Genomic DNA, 13,799 nt, shown 5'->3' on the forward strand with positions numbered 1-13,799 from the left:
GGTTAAACAAATTTGCAACAAAAAATTGAAATTTTGCTCCATACATCGCGCCTTTATGAAATTTTTAATTTGTTTATTTTTGTGTGAAATTATAAATTATGTCTTATCACATTGTAAAAGCGGGGAAAAAAGATTATCCTAGAATCATGGAAATTTGGACATCTTCAGTGAAGGCGACGCATGATTTTCTTAGTGAAAAGGACTTTGATTATTTTAAAGAAGTAATCCCAAAAGATTATCTTCCCCGATTGGATGTTTATCTGATAACGGAAAATAATGAAACTAAAGGATTTGCATCTGTAGCCGAAGATACCTTAGAAATGCTATTCATTCATGACGATTTTCGTGGAAAAGGTTATGGAAAAAAGCTTTATCAATTTATGAAAGACCAAATAGGATTCTCTAAGCTGGACGTCAATGAACAGAACCCACAAGCGATCGGTTTTTATGAAAAAATGGGGTTTAACAAGGTGGGGAGGTCTGAAAAAGACGGTTCAGGTAAAGACTACCCCATCATTCATATGGGTTTATAAATGAGTGATTTTATATTCTATAAAGTTGATCAGGAATCAGATATTCCTTATGAACTGTTATTGCTTGCTGATGAAACAAGAGAAGCTATTGATCAATATATTTTCAAATCTGATATTTATATCTTACATGATAACCTCAGGGATATCGCTGTTATGGCTTTATATAAAAACAATGATGCTGAATTAGAAATCAAAAATATGGCCGTCATCAGTGACTTTCGCAGTCAGGGTATTGGTACTTTTTTAATTGATAGAGCAAAAGAAATAGCTAAGCAAAACCACTTTTCATCACTCTTGGTGGGCACCTCAGATACGGGTTTCCAACAGATCAGATTTTACGAGAAAAATGATTTTGTTAAAAAAGAAATACGCAAAGATTTCTTTATTGAAAACTACTCTACCCCTATTTTTGAAAATGGAATTCAGATGCGGGATATGATCGTTTTAGAATTTTTAATTCATCACTTCTCTGAATAATTTTTTAATATGACCTATCTCTGACTGGTAGCTGGTTTTTTTACGGCATCCGAAGTATAATGTATTTTCTAACATCTTATCTCCTTCCCAGATCAATTGAATATCACCGTTTTCAATTTCATTTTTACATAAAAAATCAGGAACTACGGCTAATCCTGTTCCTCCTTTCAGACAGCGAATAATAGAATTAAGATTGGGAACGATATAATTAGGGCGAAAATTCGGTTTATGTCCAAAATTTAAGATCCAGAATTGAAACAGATGCTCCATATCACCAGTTGTTCCATACCATTTCTCCTGTTTAAGCCAGTCTTCGATCTTCGTAAAATCCTTCGTCTTTAATACTTTTTTAAAGCTCTCCACATCTACATCTTTGCCCCCTACCAAAATAATCTGCTCCGATGAAAAAGCTTCATGCTCAATATTTATAGAAGATCCTTTTTTAGGGGTAATAATAAGGTCTAAAATCCCTTTATCCAGCTGATCGATCATTTCAGGATATTGCCCAAAGCTGATAATCAAATTAAAAGGCAGTGAAGAAACATACTGCTCTAAAGTGGTTTGAAAAGTCTCAAAACACATTCCTACACTTATTGTTGGGGTATGTTGTTCAGTAGATTTCTGAAAATTCTTCTCTACATTTTCAAGTTTCTGAAGAGGCTCGAAAACCGCATTGTAAAGAACTTTCCCTCTTTCTGTGGGCATCATTTTACGTCCTGTACGGTCAAATAATTTATATCCTACATAGGCTTCCAGAGAACTTAAATGTAAACTTACCCCAGGCTGAGAAATAAATAAACTTTCTGCGGCCCCGGTCAAAGTACCAGTCTTATAGATCTCTTTAAAGGTGCGATACCATTCTAAATTAACCATATTAAAGTATTTAAATTATAATGCAAAATTACAAAATAATTAGAATACTAATAGATAGATGATACCTATGCTTCGAATTAACAATTATAATATCTTTGTATAAAGGCTATTCTTATACAATGAAAGATGACATTCACACATTTCACAAGTTTCTAAATTCCATCAGAGAAATTTCTAAAGAAGACTTTGATCTTATCTATCATTATACTGAGATCAGAGAAATCAAATCAGGAGAGATTCTGCTGCATGAAGGTAAAATTGCAAAGGAACTTTTCTTTGTGGCAGATGGCATTTTAAAAATTGCTTCTACCAATGAAAAAGGAAATGAAGTCATCCAATTTTTTATTAAAGAAAATAAGTTTTGTACAATCTTATATAGTTTCACAGAAGAGGTTATTTCCAGGGAGGAAATTATTGCTGCCACTCCCGTGAGAGTACTTGTTTTTCCAAAGAAAAAATTAAATGAATTGTTTGAAAAGCTTCCTTATTTTAAAAATATGCTGGAAAGCATTACGCAGCAAACCCTACTGGAGAAAATAAAGGTACGAAACCGTTTAATGGGTGAAGAAGCATCCATAAGATATCATAAATTCATTTCTGAGTACCCCGATCTTATGCTTAGACTTCCATTAAGTGATGTTGCATCCTATTTGGGAATCACCCAACAATCTCTTAGCCGGATCAGAAAGAATATCAATTTTTAGATTTTGTTTCCTTTTTTATTGAGATAATAAAACGTTCCCATTTCTTAGAAAAAAAGCATAATAATCTGGAATCTCACTGGCTTCAATTTTTTGAATAACCTCATTTATAGGATATTCCAGCTGAATAATTTCAGGATTTATTTTTTCTTCATCTAAGGTAAGAATCAGATAAGAGGCTAATCGATTCTCTTCTTTCGAGCGACCTACAGAACCGGCATTAATTGCCCATTTACCTTCCATCTGTTTTTTAAAGGATAAGTGGGTATGCCCCATTACAAGAACATCAGACTGAGAAGCATTCAGCATTTCCATAAAAACTTTATCATTTTCAGATTCATACAAGTAGGTATCATTGCTCTGTAAACTCGAGTGCACCAATTGAATGTTCCAATATTTCTTTCCTATTTTGTAGTTTAGTTTTAAATGAAAAGGAAGCTCTGCCAGAAATGATTTATTTTCATCTGTAATGTATTTTTTAGAATGATCAATAGCTGAAAATCTGGCTATGGTTTCTTCTTGAGAATGCTTATTTAACGGAACAACAGGAAGATCAAAAGCAATCCTTTCGTCATGATTTCCCAGTATACATGGAATATTTTTTTCTTTAATGATCTCAATCACTTCATTTCCCCATGGAGCAAAGTCTACCAAATCACCCAAACAGAATTTCTGTGTAATTCCTCTTTCATTAATATCATTCAATACGACTTCCAGAGCGGGAAGATTTCCGTGTACATCACTAAAGATAGCTATCTGTATCATACTTCATTCAATTTGCTAAACAAAATTACTGGAGAAATACCGTAATAAGATTAAAGGACAATATGATATTCACCCATAATTCTTTAAATTTAATATATCATTATTCTGATACTAAACTATAATTTATACTATTTTTATCATAGAACGACAGGAACTAACTTTGCACTATCAATTTTAAACAATCATAAAACAATGAAAAAAGTATTAATAATTAATGGTGGTCAAAACTTTGGACATTCTGGAGGAAAATATAATAAAACAATCGCTGACAACACATTAGAAGCTTTAAAAGATTTTGAAAATGTAGAAGTTAAGGTAACTAATGTTGCAGAAGGTTATGACAATAATGAAGAGGTTCAGAAATTCGTGTGGGCAGATTATATTATTTACCATACTCCGATCTGGTGGTTTCAGCTTCCTAATGGATTTAAAAAATACATCGATGATGTTTTTACTGCAGGTCATGCCAAAGGTATTTATCTGAGTGATGGCAGAACAGCAGAGAATCCTGAGATCAATTATGGAACCGGAGGAATGCTTGGCGGAAGAAAATATATGGTAACAACAAGTTGGAATGCGCCTGAAACTGCATTTACATTACCCGGAGAATTCTTCAGCGAAACAAGTGTAGATGATGGACCATTATTTGGGTTTCATAGAATGAATGCCTTTGTTTCTTTACAAAAAATGGATAGTTTCCACTTCCATGATGTAGAAAAGAACGCTAATATAGAACGTGATATGAAACTTTACCAAAGTCATATTAAAAATGTTTTTGAAAAAGAACTAAAACCACAATACGTGTAATGAAAAAGGTACTGATCACAGGAATTACAGGCTATATTGGTGGAACAATTGCCAAGAAGCTACAAGAAAAAAGCTATCATGTAATTGGCTTAGTTCGTAACAACGCACAAGTAAAAGAACTGGAATCATTAGGAATCGAATCCATTATAGGAAATATACATGATGAATCGGTTTTAAAATCTGCTATTGCGAATGCTGATGCCATTATCCACAACGCAGATTCTGCAGATGATGCTTATGCATTGGACAGTATCATCAATGCTTTGGAAGGAAGTGGTAAGACCTTAATTTTCACCTCAGGTTCGGCAATTCTCGGCGGAAAGGAAAATGGAGAAAAAAGCGATTTTGTCTTCACTGAAGATATTCCTTTAAATCCCAGGCTGGAAATGGCTTCAAGAGTTCTTATTAATGATTATGTTTTACGATCTGCTCAAAAAAACATCCGAAGTATTGTTATCGTACCCACAATGGTATATGGTACAGGCTTAGGTCTAAAAAAAGATAGCATCCAGATTCCGGCCTTAACTCAATTTTCAAAAGAAAAAGGATTTGGCATTTATTTCGGAAAAGGAGAGAATATATGGTCAAACGTACATATTGAAGATCTGTCAGATTTATATGTACTAGCTTTAGAAAATGCAAAGGCGGGTTCTATTTACTATGCAGAGAACGGTTCATCAACCATAAAAAACATTGCTGAGAACATCAGTAGAAAACATAATCTAAACCCGGCACAATCTTTAAACGTACAGGAAGCAGTCAATAAATTTGGTCCTGCAGGAGGATATTTTGGTTTTGCTTCTAACAGTTTATGTAGTGCTGATAAAGCAAAAACAGAATTGGGTTGGAATCCACAATATTCTTCAATAGAAAACTTTATTTAATTAAATTATTATGAAAATATATCTTACAGCAATTATAAAAGCAAAAGAAGAACATCAGGCAGAAGTATTGGAAGTTCTTCAAAATATGGTAAAAGAAACCCGTAAAGAAGAGTCCTGCGAGCTCTACAGTTTACATCAGGGAATAGAGGATAAGAATGAATTTGTATTCTACGAAATATGGAAAGATGCTGCAGGACTTGAACAGCACAATCAGCAACCCTATATCCAGGCTTTTGGAGCTCTGATTGATGAAAAGTTGCAGGAAATTCCTCAAATTTATAAAACCAACATTTTGTAATCATGAAAAAACTTGCGTTTCTGGTACTTAGCCTATTCATGATAGGATTAATCAATTCACAAACAAAAAAATCAATTAAAATGAAAAAGAAAATTTTATTCGTTGTGACAAGTCATGACAAAAAAGGAGATACCGGAGAAAATACCGGATATTATTTAGGAGAAGTTTCTCATCCTTGGGAAGTTCTTCACCATGCAGGATATGATATCGATTTTGTAAGTCCTAAGGGAGGAACTCCTCCAGTTGATGGATTTGATCTTAAAGATCCTGTAAATAAGGAGTTCTGGGAAAATAAAGAATACAAAAACAAAATTGACCATTCTCTTACTCCTTCTCAGGTAAAACCAAACGAATATTCAGCTATTTTTTATGCTGGCGGTCATGGTGCTATGTGGGATTTTGCAGACAATACGGAACTCGCTTCCATTGCTTCGAAAATTTATGAGAACGGCGGAATTGTAGCAGGAGTATGCCACGGTCCTGCTGGTTTGGTAAATATCAAGTTGAATGATGGTAAATACCTCGTTGATGGTAAAAAGATCAACGCTTTTACCAATGAGGAAGAAGCTGAAGTAAAATTAACGAACGTTGTTCCTTTCCTTCTTGAAGAGCAGTTAAAAGCAAGAGGTGCAAAATTCGAAAAATCAGGGCTTTGGCAGACGCATGTTGTAACAGATCAAAGAGTCATTACCGGGCAAAATCCACAATCTGCAAAAGCTATTGGTGAAGCTATTTTAAAAGAATTAAACAAATAAATTTCAAAAATTTTAAGACAACAAATGGAATATAGAAAATTAGGTAATACTGATCTTGAATTATCAGTCATTACTCACGGTGCTTTTGCCATCGGTGGAAATATGTGGGGTGGAAATGAAAAACAAGATTCTATAAACTCTATCCACGCTTCTTTGGATAACGGAGTAACCTCTATTGATACTGCCCCATTTTATGGTTTTGGATTAAGTGAAGAAATGATCGGGGAAGCCATTAAAGGAAAAGACCGCTCAAAAATTCAGTTATTAACTAAATTTGGTTTGGTATGGGATGGAAGTAATAATGGAAAAGGAGAGTTCTTTTTTAATGCCGAAGAAGCTGGTAAAACACTTCCGGTATATAAATTTGCTTCTAAAGAAAACATAATCAAAGAAGTTGAAGAAAGTTTAAAACGTTTGGGAACAGATTATATTGATCTTCTACAATTACACTGGCCAGATAACTCTACGCCTATCAGCGAAACAATGGAAGCTTTAGAGCTTTTGATCCAACAGGGAAAAATCCGTACTGCGGGAGTTAGTAACTACCTTGTGGAACAAATGGAAGAGGCTTCCAAAACAATTCAACTGGCAAGCAATCAGGTTTCATACAGCATGCTGAACAGGGCTATAGAAAAAGATATTGTACCTTATTCTTTGGAAAACAATACTGGAATTATTGTTTACAGCCCAATGGAGAGAGGTTTATTAACCGGTAAATATTTTAAAAAGGCTCAGCTAAAAGCTGATGATCATCGTAATGGGTATTTTGCCCAGTTTGATCTTGAAAAAGTAAAAACCTTCTTAGAAACTCTGGAAGTTATGGCAGAGGAAAAAAATGCCAGCGTTTCTCAATTGGTATTACGTTGGACAAGCTTACAGCCTGCTATAAGTGTTGTATTAGCCGGAGCCCGTAATGCTCAGCAAGCTATTGAAAATGCAAAGGCAATGTCTGTTGATCTTTCTCAGAAAGAATTGAATACCATCAATTCAGCATTAAATAAAATATAATATAGAAACTTCTGTCAACAGGTTCTTTTCTCAGAAAATGTTGGCAGAGTTTTTCTTTCTTCTCAATCACTCAATTTACAGAAAATGAAAAATAATCTGATCACAATGTTCGGGTTGGCAGCTTTATTGGCTTTTAATACAATATCCATTAAAGCTCAAAACCAATATATCAACCCTGAAGATCAATCATGGTATCCATCTTCATATGGTGCTCATGACGAAATAGGAGCAGCTAATCTTTTAACTCCTGATGTGGTAAAAGGAGCTATTACATTGGTAAAACAAGGTAAAACATTACCACTAGCTGTTGCTATTGATAAAAACCTTCCTGCTTTCCGCCATAGAAGTTTTAATTTGTACAATATCCAACCCGGGGAACAGGGTGGCCAAAGTATTGGCACCAATAAATTCACATTCAATGATGAATTGGTCAATGGCTGGACTGGTGTCGGAACACAGCTTAATGGAATTGGACATATCGGAATCAACAATACCTATTACAACGGAAATAAAGCTGCTGATTTTGTAACCGTAGAGGGCGTGAAAAAATTAGGTATTGAAAAAGTCCCTCCATTTGTAACCCGCGGGGTTGTACTGGATATGACCTCTTATTACGGAAAATCCATTGTTCCCGGAGGAACAGAATTTACAGCATCCGATATTAAAGCAGTATTAAAAAAACAGGGAATTAGCCTTAGAAAAGGGGACGTTGTCCTTTTTAATACAGGATGGCTTGAACTCATTGGTAAGGACAGCAAACAGTTTTTAGAAGTTGAACCAGGCATCGGCATGGAAGCCGCAAAATGGCTTGCCGATCAGGGTATTGTTGCTTTTGGAGGTGATACGTGGGCTTCTGAGGTTTATCCAAACCCAAAAAGTAAGGAAGAGTTTCCAATCAATCAATTTATGCTGGCTAAAAAAGGAATTTACAATCTGGAATTAATTGACAGCCGTCCGTTGGTAAAAGAAAAGATATGGGAATTTATGTTTGTTTTAGGACAGCCTCTTTATAAAGGATCTACTCAGGTTAACATCAATCCTGTCGCTATTTATTAAACTTTCAGTAATAATGTGTAATTTAACATAATCATTATTGAGCCTAAATTAATGAAAATGAAGATTTTAATCCAAAAATTTCGCCTTGTAGCATTACTGTTTTTTGTCACCGTACATATATTTGCTCAACAGGTCTCTAAGACAGAGATTCCACGTTACAATAAAACCCAAACCGGATATATCATGGTATTGCGTGAAGGCGATAATGTAATTGCAGAAATTGAAAAACTGACAGTCAATGAAAAAATTCCATTTGCCAATTTCTCAGGCATTGGTTTTGCAAGTGAAGTCACTTTTGGATTCTACGATTTTAATAAGAAAAAATTCAATCCTAAAACTTTTAACCGTGTAGAAATGGGCAACCTAACCGGTTCAGTCGCCTGGAACGAAAAAGGACCTTCCATACATATTCATGGCATCGCAACAGATGAAAAATTTGATGCATATGGCGGTCATATTTTGTCATTAAAAGTAGGAACAGGTTCTATGGAAATTTATATTACATTGAATGACAAAAAATTGCAACGTAAAATTGAACAGCCTTTAAACGCAAATGTTCTACAACTGAATCAAGAGCCATAACACTTATATAATCACAAAATTTCAAACAATGGAAAAATCATCAAATCAAGGTTTTACCCGAGCTAATCACGTTGGTATTACCGTTAAAAATTTAGAGAAATCAATTGCTTTTTATGAAGCCTTAACGGGAACAAAAGTTTCCAATATCGATGAAATAGGAGGTGAAAGAATGGCAAAAACACAAGGATTAAAAGACACCCGTATCAAATATGCCAATCTGCATCTTGACAACCTCAATATAGATATCCTGGAGTATGTCATTCCAGAATCTGAACAAGCTTCCTATAAAAATGATCAGATCAGTGCTATGCATTTATGTTTTGAAGTTGATGATATCGATGCAGCAGTTCAAAGGCTAAAGGAAATAGGTATAGAGCCTCAGGGAGAACCTATTGTATTTCAGGAAGAAGATGGTTTAAAATCCGGATTTGGTACCGCTGTCGCTTATTTTCAGGATCCGGATGGAACCAATCTGGAGATCATTGCACCACAGGGACCTTTTAAAAGAAAAAATCACTGAAAATTTTTACAAACCTTTTACAAGCAAAAGAGCTTCTCAATATTGAGAAGCTCTTTTGTAATGATTACAATTTTCATTTTACCATTCCGGGTTTTGCTGACCGGCAAGAAGTGGATTAACACTTGTGGTCATTAATGGTATAGGCCACAGAAATCTTTTATCCGTATAAGGAATACTGTTTGTTAGATTTCCAGAATATGGAATTCCTATTGTATAACTTGAAGCTGAAGGAAATCCATTTGGCACTTTTGCCGGAATTCCATAGGTAGGTGCAATATCATCATTGATCAATCTATGTATGTCTGCCCAACGAACCCCCTCACAACTCAATTCTATTCTTCTTTCTAACAGAATAGCTTTTATCATACCTTCTTTATTAGAAAAAGATGAGCTGGTGTAGGCTTCTGTATTTGGGGTTTCTAATGCTCTGTTTCTAACTTCATTAAGAAGTAACAACGCACTTGTCATATTATTTAATCTTGCATGAGCCTCGGCTGCTGCTAATTTCATTTCGGAGAATCTAACAATTGGTGATGCATCAGAAAATGTTGTTATATCTTTATATTTCCTGGTAAATCTGGACCCGGAGACAACATCTGTAACCGATCGTCTTTTATCATCTTTCAGCCACAAAGGATTATTCCATAAAATAGGACTGATGGCTATTAAAGAACGACCACTAAATTGCGAAGCTAATGCTCCGTTGACTCCCGGGTTATTATTTGCTGTGTTAATGATAGAAAAAATAGACTCTGTATTGGTCAGGTTGTTATTAAATACTGTAAGAGGGTTGGATTCTAAAGTATACATAGAGGTTAATTTATTATATTCTTCTATTACCTTACTCCAGTTTCTCATATTCAAATAAGCTCTTATTTTAATAGCAATTGCAGCTCCTTTGGTTATTTTGCCTATTTTATTTATTCCCTGTCTTTGAGCATTACCAGGAAGACCATTTTCTGCAAAGTTCAAATCTTCAAAAAGCTTCTCATATCCCTCTGCCACAGTACCTCTACCTACCTGCATTGCCTGCTCTATAGTAGCTTCAGTATCTACCCCAATTGTTCTGTAGGGCACTCCCATGGAAGATCCATTGTCTAAATGATAAGGTCTTGAAAAATGCTTCAGAAGTTCCAAATGAGCCAAAGCTCTAAAAAATAAAACCTCTCCCTTATATATATTTCCCTGATCCTCAGAAATTACTTTATTGTTCACGGCTCTATTAATCCCCTCATTAACAAGATTAGCTCTGTTAATAAGTCGGTAGGCATCACTCCAATAATATGCGTTATTGGCAGTAGTAGGATCATAATTAGACTCATAAGTCAATTGATAGAATGCTTGTGTATTCACTACATCTTCTCCCCGTACCTCATTTTGCTGAAAATAAGCTGCGCCAAAAACATAGCCTCTTGCACTGTTCGATAATGGAGTACTGCTATAATATCCAATTTGTGCTGCATTATAAACTCCATTTACCGCCAACTGAACCAATTCAGGAGAAGTAAATGCCAATTCAGGATTTGGATTATTAAAAGATGTAGTATCTAAAATATCCTGTTGGCATGAGCTGAATACCAATCCTACAAAAACTAATAGTATATATTTTTTTAATTTATTCATCATAATATTTTTAAAGGGTAACATTTAATCCAACTGAAAAAACTCGCTGTCTTGGGATTCCATTAAAATCCAAACCATTAACCTGCATTTCCGGATCTGCACCTGAATATTTAGTAATAATGAATGCATTTTGTGCCTGGATATAAAGTCTCATTTTTTGGATATTAATTTTATTCAAAAATTCTCGTTCTAAACTATAACCTAAAGTGAGGTTATCGAATTTTATAAAGTCTCCCTTTTCTATAAACCTACTATTGGAAACCGATGGCCCGTTTACTCCCGGATCATTACCCGCCATCAGCCTTGGAGTCCATCCATCACCAGGATTTTCCGGGCTCTGCCATCTTCCCATAATTTCTGTAGAATTATTAACAAGATTCTGACTCAGCATTTCTCTTCTTGTAATGTTCATAATATAGTTTCCACCACTAAACCTCATCAGAGTGCCCAAGTCGAAATTATGATACTTCACTGATAAATTGAAAGCTCCAAAATATTTTGGGATTGTATTTCCTAATAATTGATTCTCCGGAGCTTTTCCACTCTGAGAGACATTGCTCGGATCATCCTGATTAAAAACATTATATAATCTTGTATTTAAATTATATTGTACCAAAGAACCATCCAACCTGTAATAAACAGGATTACCATTAGCCGAATTTACCCCCCAGTATTTTATTCCATACAACTGGTTCATAGAATAACCTTCCTTATGTACTCTGTAAAAACGGTCGAAATTTCCCCAATCCACATTTCCAGGGAAAATATCTGCCCCTTTATACAATTGTGTGATTTTATTATTAATCAATGAGATGTTACCGCCAATATTTAATTCAAAATTGTCTTTTTTAATAGGGGTATAGTTCACTGTCAGTTCCCAACCTTTATTCTTCGCTACCCCAATATTTGAGCTGTATTGATTGTCTGGGATTCCTAAAGAAGGATCAACAGGAACCTGCTGAATCATTTCATCAATATTATTTACAAAATAGTCTAAAGTAACTTTAAGCTTATTACCTAAAAAGCTCATATCCACACCATAATCCAACTTCTCACTTCGCTCCCATCTCAATGAGTTAACTCCCATCTGGAAATAGCCTAATCCATTAGAATCTCCATACCTAGCTGGTCCATATAAAGACATATATGGATAATTCCCAATACTACTATTACCTACTCTACCATAAGAAGCACGAACCTTTAGCTCATTGACAATATTTTTGGCTTTTTCAAAAAAGCTCTCATTACTCACATTCCATCCTAACGAAGCTCCTGGGAAATACCCTACTCTACCCTCTTTAGGAAGAGAAGATAAATCATCCCTTCGTATTACTCCCTGGAAAAAATATCTTTTTCCAAAATCATAATTAAATCTTGCCAGATAGGATATCAATGCAAATTCTGTTTTTCCTCCCCCTGAAACCGGGGTTCCATAAGAACCTGAAATTACATTCGTATTAAAATAAGAATCACCCAAATCTATTCCACCTCCAAAAAAGGAGTTCTGATTTTCTTTCTGATATTCATTCACCAATGTAATTCCAATTTTATGCTCTCCAAAACTTTTGTTAAAGTTTAATATATTTTGAATATTATACCTTTCCATAGTTGTATTGCTGTTTTGGATCCGCCCATTGCTACCCCGCCCATCTCCATGAAATGTATTCCAGTACATTAATCCCTCATTCTGAGATCGATCTATGCTCATCTGAAGCTTATAGGTAAGAGATGGTAATATTTTTATTTCTCCATAAACATCTCCCAGCACCCGTAGTACTTTGGACTGCAATCTATTGGTATTAAGAACATACATAATATTTGGAAGATTATTTGCAATATGCTCCGTGTTTTGCCCTCGCCCTGTAATTGTATTGGTGCCTACAACATCAATATTGTATCCAAATGGACCATCTGCTCTATATATAGAAGTATTCGGTAATTGTCTTACAGCATTAGCCATCGCTCCTGAGAGAGAATTGACCCCCGAATTAAGGGATTGATATTCTGTTCTCGTTACTCCCAGATTAGCACCCATTTTCAGCCAGTTGGTCACTTCCTGATTTACATTAAAACGGGCTGTAAACCTTTCCATGCCATTACTCAAAATAATTCCATCCTGTTTAGTATAGCCTACAGATCCAAAATACGAACCCTTACCCAAACCTCCCTGAAGAGATATATTATGGTCTGTTTGAGTTGCTGTTCTTAAAACCGCTTTTTGCCAGTTTGTATTATATTCTGTTCCAAAGGCCCAAGGTGCTCTCCCTGCATTTGTTCTTTTTTCATTAGAAATCGTCAGAAAATCTGGTGTCTGAAGAAGATCAAACTGTTTAACAACCTGGGCAAATCCTGTATAGGTATTGTAATCTAACTGAAATTTACCTTTTTTACCCTTCTTTGTCGTAATGATCATTACTCCATTGGCAGCCCTGGAACCATAAACAGCAGCGGCAGCTCCATCTTTTAAAATTTCTATACTCTCTATGTCCGAAGGGTTAATATCTCCCAAGGCATTGCTTGGAGCATATCCTCCCGTATCACCTGTGAAAATTGGCATCCCGTCTACTACAACCAAAGGATAAGTTCCTGAATTAATGGAATTTATTCCTCTAATATTGATAGCAGGAGGTGCTCCTACCATACCTGAACTGGTTGTTACATTGACCCCTGCTGCTCTTCCAGCCAGCTGAGATTCAAAACTAGCAGTGACCAGGCCTGCCATATCTTCAGCTTTTACCTGTGACATTGCTGCTGTTACCTCGCTTTTCTTCTGTGTTCCATAACCCACCACCACTACCTCTTCTATTTTTTTTTCTTTAGTGACTGTATCTTTCTTTGTACTCTGGGCATAAGCAGACTGTCCGATAAAAAAGAGGACCGCAGTACTTAGCAAATGTTTTTTTATATCCATATTAAC

The 13,799-nt window shown here is 35.3% G+C and carries 15 protein-coding genes; 11 read left to right on the forward strand and 4 right to left on the reverse strand.

What is annotated here, in order from left to right:
• Positions 1 to 98: 98 nt before the first annotated feature.
• Complete coding sequence (locus tag AC3WRL_RS19245) at positions 99 to 533, forward strand: GNAT family N-acetyltransferase (RefSeq protein WP_261513023.1); 435 nt, start codon at positions 99 to 101, stop codon at positions 531 to 533.
• Entirely contained in the window at positions 534 to 1,010 is a 477-nt protein-coding gene (locus tag AC3WRL_RS19250; RefSeq protein ID WP_214829059.1) for a GNAT family N-acetyltransferase, read from the forward strand.
• On the opposite strand, the gene AC3WRL_RS19255 is transcribed toward AC3WRL_RS19250, so the two are convergent.
• A complete protein-coding gene (locus AC3WRL_RS19255) occupies positions 987 to 1,883 on the reverse strand; it encodes a LysR family transcriptional regulator (RefSeq protein ID WP_492331056.1) in 897 nt (298 codons plus the stop codon). The two genes, AC3WRL_RS19250 and AC3WRL_RS19255, sit on opposite strands and share 24 nt — an antisense overlap.
• A 119-nt stretch (positions 1,884 to 2,002) precedes the next feature.
• On the opposite strand from AC3WRL_RS19255, the gene AC3WRL_RS19260 reads away from it, so the two are divergent.
• Positions 2,003 to 2,587, forward strand: coding sequence for a Crp/Fnr family transcriptional regulator (locus tag AC3WRL_RS19260; protein ID WP_261513024.1), 585 nt, complete (start codon positions 2,003 to 2,005; stop codon positions 2,585 to 2,587).
• A gap of 15 nt (positions 2,588 to 2,602) precedes the next feature.
• On the opposite strand, the gene AC3WRL_RS19265 is transcribed toward AC3WRL_RS19260, so the two are convergent.
• The gene (locus AC3WRL_RS19265; protein ID WP_261513025.1) at positions 2,603 to 3,349 is read right to left on the reverse strand and encodes a metallophosphoesterase family protein; all 747 of its coding nucleotides are present in this window, start codon (positions 3,347 to 3,349) and stop codon (positions 2,603 to 2,605) included.
• A 192-nt stretch (positions 3,350 to 3,541) separates the two neighbouring features.
• On the opposite strand from AC3WRL_RS19265, the gene AC3WRL_RS19270 reads away from it, so the two are divergent.
• From AC3WRL_RS19270 to AC3WRL_RS19305, 8 genes are all read left to right on the forward strand, one after another.
• On the forward strand, positions 3,542 to 4,156 hold the full coding sequence (locus tag AC3WRL_RS19270; RefSeq protein WP_261513026.1) for an NAD(P)H-dependent oxidoreductase: 615 nt from the start codon (positions 3,542 to 3,544) through the stop codon (positions 4,154 to 4,156).
• Positions 4,156 to 5,040 (forward strand): NAD-dependent epimerase/dehydratase family protein, encoded by an 885-nt coding sequence (locus AC3WRL_RS19275; protein WP_492331057.1) that lies wholly within the window; start codon positions 4,156 to 4,158, stop codon positions 5,038 to 5,040. Before AC3WRL_RS19270 ends, AC3WRL_RS19275 begins: the two co-directional genes overlap by 1 nt.
• A 10-nt stretch (positions 5,041 to 5,050) precedes the next feature.
• Positions 5,051 to 5,338, forward strand: a complete 288-nt coding sequence (locus tag AC3WRL_RS19280; protein WP_261513028.1) for a putative quinol monooxygenase — start codon at positions 5,051 to 5,053, stop codon at positions 5,336 to 5,338.
• A gap of 80 nt (positions 5,339 to 5,418) precedes the next feature.
• Entirely contained in the window at positions 5,419 to 6,093 is a 675-nt protein-coding gene (locus tag AC3WRL_RS19285; RefSeq protein ID WP_492331058.1) for a type 1 glutamine amidotransferase domain-containing protein, read from the forward strand.
• Positions 6,094 to 6,117: 24 nt separating this feature from the next.
• Positions 6,118 to 7,101, forward strand: coding sequence for an aldo/keto reductase (locus AC3WRL_RS19290; RefSeq protein WP_261513032.1), 984 nt, complete (start codon positions 6,118 to 6,120; stop codon positions 7,099 to 7,101).
• Positions 7,102 to 7,185: 84 nt separating this feature from the next.
• A complete protein-coding gene (locus AC3WRL_RS19295; protein ID WP_214829041.1) occupies positions 7,186 to 8,157 on the forward strand; it encodes a cyclase family protein in 972 nt (323 codons plus the stop codon).
• Positions 8,158 to 8,214: 57 nt separating this feature from the next.
• Positions 8,215 to 8,739: a PPC domain-containing DNA-binding protein gene (locus AC3WRL_RS19300; RefSeq protein ID WP_492331059.1), complete on the forward strand. Its 525-nt coding sequence runs from the start codon at positions 8,215 to 8,217 to the stop codon at positions 8,737 to 8,739.
• Positions 8,740 to 8,767: 28 nt separating this feature from the next.
• Positions 8,768 to 9,259: a VOC family protein gene (locus tag AC3WRL_RS19305; RefSeq protein WP_214829037.1), complete on the forward strand. Its 492-nt coding sequence runs from the start codon at positions 8,768 to 8,770 to the stop codon at positions 9,257 to 9,259.
• A 78-nt stretch (positions 9,260 to 9,337) separates the two neighbouring features.
• Here the strand turns inward: AC3WRL_RS19305 and AC3WRL_RS19310 are convergent, their stop codons facing one another.
• Entirely contained in the window at positions 9,338 to 10,882 is a 1,545-nt protein-coding gene (locus AC3WRL_RS19310; protein ID WP_261513033.1) for a RagB/SusD family nutrient uptake outer membrane protein, read from the reverse strand.
• A gap of 10 nt (positions 10,883 to 10,892) precedes the next feature.
• The gene (locus AC3WRL_RS19315) at positions 10,893 to 13,793 is read right to left on the reverse strand and encodes a SusC/RagA family TonB-linked outer membrane protein (protein ID WP_492331060.1); all 2,901 of its coding nucleotides are present in this window, start codon (positions 13,791 to 13,793) and stop codon (positions 10,893 to 10,895) included.
• Positions 13,794 to 13,799 lie beyond the last annotated feature (6 nt).

It is taken from the genome of Chryseobacterium sp. FW101-FHT12H09, assembly GCF_058790395.1.